At 67.5% G+C, this 7,157-nt stretch carries 6 protein-coding genes and 1 tRNA gene; 4 read left to right on the top strand and 3 right to left on the bottom strand.

Annotated elements, in window-relative coordinates; all coding sequences use genetic code 11:
• Positions 1-446 precede the first annotated feature (446 nt).
• Positions 447-1,358, bottom strand: a complete 912-nt coding sequence (locus tag ASE63_RS08190) for a LysR substrate-binding domain-containing protein (RefSeq protein ID WP_056799311.1) — start codon at positions 1,356-1,358, stop codon at positions 447-449.
• A 163-nt stretch (positions 1,359-1,521) separates the two neighbouring features.
• Here ASE63_RS08190 and ASE63_RS08185 point away from each other — a divergent pair, with 163 nt between their 5' ends.
• Together ASE63_RS08185 and ASE63_RS26455 are read left to right on the top strand one after the other, a co-directional pair.
• Entirely contained in the window at positions 1,522-2,220 is a 699-nt protein-coding gene (locus ASE63_RS08185; RefSeq protein WP_056799368.1) for a type 1 glutamine amidotransferase domain-containing protein, read from the top strand.
• A gap of 48 nt (positions 2,221-2,268) precedes the next feature.
• Positions 2,269-3,012 (top strand): RNase H family protein, encoded by a 744-nt coding sequence (locus ASE63_RS26455; protein WP_082609753.1) that lies wholly within the window; start codon positions 2,269-2,271, stop codon positions 3,010-3,012.
• Here the strand turns inward: ASE63_RS26455 and ASE63_RS08175 are convergent.
• A tRNA-Gln gene (locus ASE63_RS08175) sits at positions 2,985-3,058 on the bottom strand. The two genes, ASE63_RS26455 and ASE63_RS08175, sit on opposite strands and share 28 nt — an antisense overlap.
• 311 nt (positions 3,059-3,369) lie before the next feature.
• A complete protein-coding gene (glpK, locus tag ASE63_RS08170) occupies positions 3,370-4,881 on the bottom strand; it encodes a glycerol kinase GlpK (RefSeq protein WP_056799306.1) in 1,512 nt (503 codons plus the stop codon).
• A gap of 231 nt (positions 4,882-5,112) precedes the next feature.
• Between glpK and ASE63_RS08165 the strand changes: the two genes are divergently transcribed.
• Together ASE63_RS08165 and ASE63_RS08160 are read left to right on the top strand one after the other, a co-directional pair.
• Positions 5,113-6,351 (top strand): Ppx/GppA phosphatase family protein, encoded by a 1,239-nt coding sequence (locus ASE63_RS08165; protein WP_244491328.1) that lies wholly within the window; start codon positions 5,113-5,115, stop codon positions 6,349-6,351.
• Positions 6,352-6,396: 45 nt separating this feature from the next.
• Positions 6,397-7,152: an RlmE family RNA methyltransferase gene (locus tag ASE63_RS08160; RefSeq protein ID WP_056799303.1), complete on the top strand. Its 756-nt coding sequence runs from the start codon at positions 6,397-6,399 to the stop codon at positions 7,150-7,152.
• The last annotated feature ends 5 nt before the right edge of the window (positions 7,153-7,157 follow it).

Raw genomic sequence — 7,157 nt, 5'->3', positions numbered from 1 at the left:
CAGCCGGAGCGCGACGCTCGGCGTCTCCTACACCGGCCAGCTCGCAACCGACGCCCAGGACCATGCCTTCAAGGCCAACCTTGCCGTCAGGTTCTGAGACGAGCCGGTACAGCTCTCGCGCGACGGCGCAGAACGGCGGCGTCGCGCCACTGCGGACGTTGGCGCTTTGCCCGGAAGCAGACCTCGGCTGCTCAACCGTTCTAGGGCGGTCGTCAGTGTGCCGTCTCGGTCGTAACCTTGGACGGATTGTTGGGACGCGGCGCATCCTGAGCTCGGGTCCAGACCGACGCCTTTGCGGGTTTCCTGCTGGAGAGCCGCATGGTGACTGCGCAGATGATACGGTGGCTGGCCGCGGTTCTGGCTGCGGTGTCGCCGGCTACTCGCATCTCATCGAGATCGATGAGATGCGGACACTAAGGGTTCTCGAAGGCAGCCGCCGTCCCGTCTCAGCTCTGTTCGGAAACCAGTTCTTTCGCAAGCTCGCCGATCAGCGAACGCAGCCATCTGTGCGCCGGCTCATGACGATACCGCACATGCCAGGCCATCTGCACCGGAAACGTGCCGAGATCGACTGGCGCCGGCAGCACCTTCAGCCGCGGATCCTGCGCGAGCCGCCGACAGATCAGCCGCGGCAGCGTCGCACAATAATCCGTGACGGCAATCATCTCGGGCACAGCGAGAAAATGCGTGACGGAGACCGCGACCTCCCGCTTGAGTTTCTGCTGCCCTAGAGCCTGGAAGAGGCCGGCGCGCAGTCGGCCCGGCGGGAGCACGTTCACGTGCCTCAGATCCTCGTACTGCTCGCGGGAGATACGATCGCCGACATCGGGATGGTCGCTCCGCACCACGCAGGCGAGGCCGTCGTCGAGAAGATGCTGGACGACGAGGTTGTCCGGCGGATCGACGATCCGGCCGAGCACCATGGCGGTGGTGCCCGAGATCACGCCGGTCTCGGCGAGATCGTTGCCGAACGGCGTCATGCGCAGCCTGATTCCGGGCGCGAGCTGGCGCGTCCTCGCGACGAGGGCCGGCATCAGCACCAGCTCGACGAAGCTGTTGGGCGCCAGCGTGAACAGACGCTCGGCCTTAGCCGGGTCGAACTCCTGCTGGTTCAGAACGAGGTCGTCGAGCTGCGCCAGGGCTGCCTCGATGGTCGGTGCGATTTCCTCCGCCAGCGGGGTCGGCCTGATGCCGTATCGTTCCCGGATGAAGAGCTGGTCCCGCAGGGTCTCGCGCAGACGGTTCAATGCGTTGGACAGCGCCGGCTGGGTGATGCCGAGCCGCAGCGCCGCCCGCGTCACGCTCCGCTCCTCCATCAGGGCCAGGAAAACCGGGAGCAGGTTCAGGTCGTATCTCATCGAGATATAATGCCACCTGAATATCTAAAATCGAAGAAGTAGATTTCTGGAATATGTCGACGGATGCGATGATCCGTTCATCGACAAGCCGATGCGGCTGGTCGAATTCCAGACCAGCCGGCCGCGGCACATCGCGGCGACACCCGACCGAAGGATCCGAGTCATGAAAGTCCTGATCGTACTCACCTCCCACGACACGCTCGGCGACACGGGCAGGAAGACCGGCTTCTGGCTCGAAGAGCTGGCGGCTCCGTACTACGTCTTCAAGGATGCGGGCGCCGATATCACCCTCGCCTCTCCGAAAGGCGGCCAGCCGCCGCTCGACCCGAAGAGCGACGAGCCGATGTTCCAGACCGACCTCACGCGCCGCTTCAGCGCCGATCCGGCCGCCAAAGCACAGCTCGCGGCCACGGTGCGTCTCGACAGCGTCGATCAGAAGGATTTCGACACGGTCTTCTATCCCGGCGGCCACGGGCCGCTCTGGGACCTCGCGGAAGATCCGAGCTCGATCGGCCTGATCGAAGCCTTCGTCGCGGCCGGCAAGGCGATCGCCCTGGTTTGCCATGCCCCGGGCGTGCTGCGTCGCGTGACGAATCCCGACGGGAGCCCGTTCGTGAAGGACCGCTCCATCACCGGCTTCACCAACAGCGAAGAGGCGGCCGTCGGGCTCGAGAAGGTCGTGCCCTTCCTGCTCGAGGACGAGCTCGTCGGCCTTGGCGCGATCTTCTCCAAGGTGAAGGACTGGGGCGTACACACCGTGGTCGACGGCCAGCTTATCACCGGCCAGAATCCGGGGTCATCGGCCAAGGCCGCCGAGGCGCTGCTCGCGGCCCTGCGCCAGAGCCGGAACAAAAGCGCCTGACCGGCGCGAGCGCGAGATCTGCCGGCGGGGCCCGCCGGCAGATGACCGTTGCATGCTGTATCAAATCATCAGAGCGGAATCCGCACGGACAGCACCTACGTCCGCGACGGTAGTACGAGGTGGCGTGCGGGCTGGCAGGCCAAGGGCATGAGGACGAAGACCGGCCCCGTCAAGAATGTCGACCTGTGGCCCGCCCTCTGGACGGCCCTCGACGCGAGACCGCTGGTGCGGATCGAGTGGGTTCGTGGTCACGCTGGAGAGCGTGGCAACGAGATCGTAGACCGCCTTGCCGAGGCGGCAGCGGAGAGGCGGGCAGCGGGAGGACCGGCTGAGGACGGGGTTCTCCAAGTCGAAGCACTCATCGAACGAGTGGTTATTGCGAAGAGTGAAGCCGCCTTGGGCAGGCGGAAACCGAAGAACCTGCATGTCGGCGGTGAGCAAGTCGGAAAGTTTTATACCATCGTCCAGCTTCCGCATCGCATACGCGGCGAGAAACACCTTGCGCTCTATGAGGAAGGACCGGCGCTCGGAATGTTTGGGCTTGGCGGCCCATCGCTCGATGAGACGCGCGTCTCTGACGAGGTGAGCCTTCCAAGGCGCACTTTCATGGATCATTCACCGGCCCCCAGCGATGCGGCCAGACTGAACTCCTCAAGTGCAGCCACGCAAGGGGGCCGGCGTCGAAGGGCTCACGGTGCTACCCATGATAAGCGGACAGTCGATAAGTGTTTGATTTTATTCGCATATGAGCCACCGAAAAGTGGTGGCTGGGGGACTAGGATTCGAACCTAGACAACCAGAGTCAGAGTCTGGGGTCCTACCGTTAGACGATCCCCCAACATTGCGCCGCGCTGAAAGCTGCGTTCGCGTTGGTGAGCGGCGGTCTAATCAAAGCTCGGCCGAATGGCAAGCCCCAGAATGCAACCAGCCATGCAAAGAATTCGGTGCCGGAGGACAGCCGGCCGCCGCCGCGGCGTCTGGGTGTTGCCATGCCCGCCTGCTTGGCCATGACACGCGCCTGCCAGCGCGGCGCAACGGCGATGCGCAGCCGCCGCGCTCCAGCGCCTGCTCCACCAATGCAGCACAGGACGAGCGCAGCGGCCCGCTGCAGCCCGGCCAACCGCCATGTGGGCAGGAGCCGGTGCCTGCTTACCTGTCGCGCAACGTCCGCCTCACGCTGTCGCGCCAGCCGTCGATCTTGCGGGCGCGTTCGCTTGCGGCCATCCCCGGCGTGAAGCGCCGCTCCAGCCGCCAGAGATCGGCGAAGCGGTCGGGCTCGGGCAGCAGGCCCGCGTCGAGGCCGGCAAGATAGGCCGCGCCCAGCGCCGTGGTCTCGCGCAGCACCGGCCGATCGACCGCTAGGTCGAGGATGTCCGCGAGGCGCTGCATCGTCCAGTCGGAGGCGACCATGCCGCCATCGACGCGCAGCACGGAGCGGGCGCCGGCGCCGCTCGACGCCGCCGGCCAGTCGGCATGCATCGCCTCGATCAGGTCGAGTGTCTGGTAGCAGACGCTTTCCAGAGCAGCCTTTGCGAATTCGCGTGGGCCGCTGCCGCGGGTCAGGCCGAAGATCGCGCCACGTGCCTCCGCATCCCAATGCGGCGCGCCGAGGCCGACGAAAGCCGGAACCAGATAGACTTCCTGCGCCGGGTCGGCGGCTTGCGCCAGCGGCCCGGTCTCGCTCGCATCGGTGATGATGCCGAGCCCGTCGCGCAGCCACTGCACAGCCGCGCCGGCGACGAAGATCGAGCCCTCCAGCGCGTAGGTGCGCTTGCCCTCGAGCTGATAGGCGATGGTGCTGAGCAGCCGATGCTTCGATTTGACCGGCGCGCGCCCCGTATTGAGCAGGGCGAAGCAGCCCGTGCCGTAGGTCGATTTCACCATGCCCGGCGAGAAGCAGGCCTGGCCGATCGTCGCGGCCTGCTGGTCGCCGGCGATGCCGCGCACGGGAATCGCGGCGCCGAACAGGTCCGGCACCGTTTCGCCAAAGAAGCCGGCGCAATCCTTCACCTCCGGCAGCAGCGCGGCCGGAATCCCGAACAGCGCCAGCAACTCCTCGTCCCAGACGCCGCGATGGATGTCGAAGATCATCGTCCGGGCGGCATTGGTCGCATCGGTCGCATGCACCGCCCCGCCGGTGAGCCGCCAGAGCAGGAAGCTGTCGACGGTTCCGAAGGCGAGCTCCCCGGCCTCCGCCCTGCGTCGCGCGCCCGGCACCTGGTCGAGCATCCAGGCGATCTTGGTGGCGGAGAAATAGGGGTCGATGCGCAAGCCCGTGCGCGCCGCGACCAGTTCGTCATGGCCGGTCGCGACCAGTTCGGCGCAAGCCGCGGCGGTGCGCCGATCCTGCCAGACGATAGCGCGGTGGATGGCGCGCCCAGTCTTGCGGTCCCAGATCAGCGTCGTCTCGCGCTGGTTGGTGATTCCGATCGCCGCAACCGAATCCGCACTGATCCCAGCCTTCGCAATCGCCTCGCGGCAAGTCGACAGCACGCCGTCCCAGATATCCTCGGGCTCGTGCTCGACCCAACCGGAAGCCGGAAAATGCTGGGCGAATTCGCGCTGGGCACTGGCGACGAGGTTGAGCCCGGCGTCGAAGACGAGGGCGCGCGAGGAGGTCGTGCCCTGGTCGATCGCGAGGATATGGCGTGCGGCGGCCATGCGGCGGTCCTTCCCTGACGCTGCGGCCTCTTGCCCGGCCGCCTGGCCGGGACACTGGCCGAAGGCCACCGCGCAGGGCAAGGCCTTCTCCGCTAAGCGCGCTTGGAAGAAGGTTCCGCTTGGCACCGCAGTCCTGCTGTTGTTACGCTCTTTCCAACAGGTAGCCGGGCTTCGGCCCGGCGCGGCCGCAGTCGCCTTCGGGGCATGGCCGCAGGCCAAAGGATTGAGCGGGTGACGGTCGAGGACCGGCAGGGGCGGAACGGCGCTGCAATGGCGCCGCCGCAGTTTCATGACGCCGGCCCCTTCGCGGGCGGCGGGGCGAACGGCGTTTCGCCGGCGCGGGCGGGAATGCCCCCCGCCGCGCTCGATGCTGCATGCGTCCAGGCCAAGCCGCTCGAAACCCGCCAGCACCAGCCCGCGCAGATCCAGACCTCGCCGGCCCAAAGCGCGCAAACGAAAAACCTGCAAGCCCCGGCCCCAGTCCCGCGCCCGGCCCCCGCGACCTATGCCGCGCTCGATCTCGGCACCAATAATTGCCGCCTGCTGATCGCCCGGCCGGCGCAGCATGGCTTCCGCGTCGTCGATGCCTTTTCGCGAATCGTGCGGCTGGGCGAAGGGCTGGCGGCGAGCAGCCGGCTCAGCGACGCGGCGATGGACCGCGCCATCGAAGCGCTGAAAGTCTGCCGCGGCAAGATGCTCCACCGCAACGTCTCGCGCGCCCGGCTGGTGACAACGGAGGCCTGCCGGGCCGCCGGCAACGGCACTGACTTCGTCCGCCGCGTCGCGGAGGAGGCCGAGCTGGAACTCGAGATCATCGACCAGGGCACGGAAGCCGCGCTCGCCGTCTCGGGCTGCGCCGCCCTGGCCGATCCCGCGGCGGAGGGCGTGATCGTCTTCGACATCGGCGGCGGCTCGACCGAAATCGCCTGGATGGGCGGGCGCAACGAGGCGCGCGACCCCGCCGCGCGCATCCGCGAATGGGCCTCGCTGCCGGTCGGCGTGGTCACGATCGCCGAGCGCTATGGCGGCGTCGACGTCAGCCGTGCCCTGTTCGAGACGATGGTGGAGGATTGCGGCCGGGAGCTGGCGCCCTTCGCAAAGAAGGCCGGCGCGGCGCGCCGGGCCCGCGCCTTCCACCTGCTCGGCACCTCCGGCACGGTGACGACGGTCGCCGGCATCCATCTCGGACTGCCGCGCTATGACCGGCGCGAGGTCGACGGCCTGTGGATGCGGCAGGAGGATATCCTCGCCGTGATCGACCGGCTGATCGAAATGGATTATGCAGCCCGCGCGGCCAATGCCTGCATCGGCCGCGAGCGCGCCGATCTCGTGCTGGCCGGCTGCGCCATCTTCGAGGCGATCCGCCGCGCCTTTCCGAGCGAGCGGGTCCGTATCGCCGACCGCGGCCTACGCGAGGGCATCCTGCTCAGGATGATGCACGAGGACCGCGCCTGGTGGCGCCGGAGATGACATGACGCCTTTCACGAAGCCGGCCCGCAGCATGGGATCGAGGCGATGACCGCCGGCAAGGCAGGCGGCAAATCCACCGGCAAGACGGTCGGCACCGGGGGCAAGTCCGGCGGCGCGCGCGACATGCGCGTCAAGGTCAAGAAGGCTGGAAAGCTCAAGCATTCCTCGCAGCTCTGGCTCGAGCGCCAGCTCAACGACCCCTATGTGAAGCGGGCCCGCGAGATGGGCTATCGTTCGCGCGCCGCCTTCAAGCTGGAGGAGATGGACGACCGCTACAAATTCCTGAAGAGCGGCCAGAAGCTGATCGATCTCGGCTGCGCGCCGGGTGGCTGGTGCCAGATCGCGGCGGCGCGAATCGGCCTGGAGAAGGGCAAGGGGCGCATCGTCGGCATCGACCTGCTGCCGGTCGATCCGATTCCCGGCGTCGACCTGATCGAGATGGACTTCATGGCCGACGAGGCCCCTGCCCTCCTGACCGAGCGGCTCGGCGGCCGCGCCGACGGCGTGATGTCCGACATGGCCGCCAACACCACCGGCCACAAGAAGACCGACCACCTCAAGATCATCGCGCTGGCGGAAGCCGCGCTCGACTTCGCCAACGGCATCCTGGCGCCGGGCGGTTTCTTCCTGGCCAAGCTGTTCCAGGGCGGCGAGAGCGCCGAGCTGCTGGCCCAGCTCAAGCGCGACTTCACCACGGTGCGCAACGTCAAGCCGGCGGCGAGCCGCTCGGATTCGTCCGAGCTCTACGTGCTGGCGACCGGCTATCGACGGAAGGCAGACGACGCCGAAGCGACGAGCTGACGGTC

The sequence above is a fragment of the Allobosea sp. Root381 genome, from assembly GCF_001429395.1.
In the GTDB taxonomy this organism is placed as follows: Bacteria; Pseudomonadota; Alphaproteobacteria; order Rhizobiales; family Beijerinckiaceae; genus Allobosea.
The sequence above is the reverse complement of the archived record's forward strand: the minus strand, read 5'-3'. Positions and strand labels throughout refer to the sequence as shown.

Excerpts from the sequence above, each read along its gene's own strand:
- ASE63_RS08160 (WP_056799303.1), top strand. The coding sequence starts at position 6,397 with ATGACCGCCGGCAAGGCAGGCGGCAAATCCACCGGCAAGACGGTCGGC.
- ASE63_RS08185 (WP_056799368.1), top strand. The coding sequence starts at position 1,522 with ATGAAAGTCCTGATCGTACTCACCTCCCACGACACGCTCGGCGACACG.
- ASE63_RS08190 (WP_056799311.1), bottom strand. The coding sequence starts at position 1,358 with ATGAGATACGACCTGAACCTGCTCCCGGTTTTCCTGGCCCTGATGGAG.
- glpK (WP_056799306.1), bottom strand. The coding sequence starts at position 4,881 with ATGGCCGCCGCACGCCATATCCTCGCGATCGACCAGGGCACGACCTCC.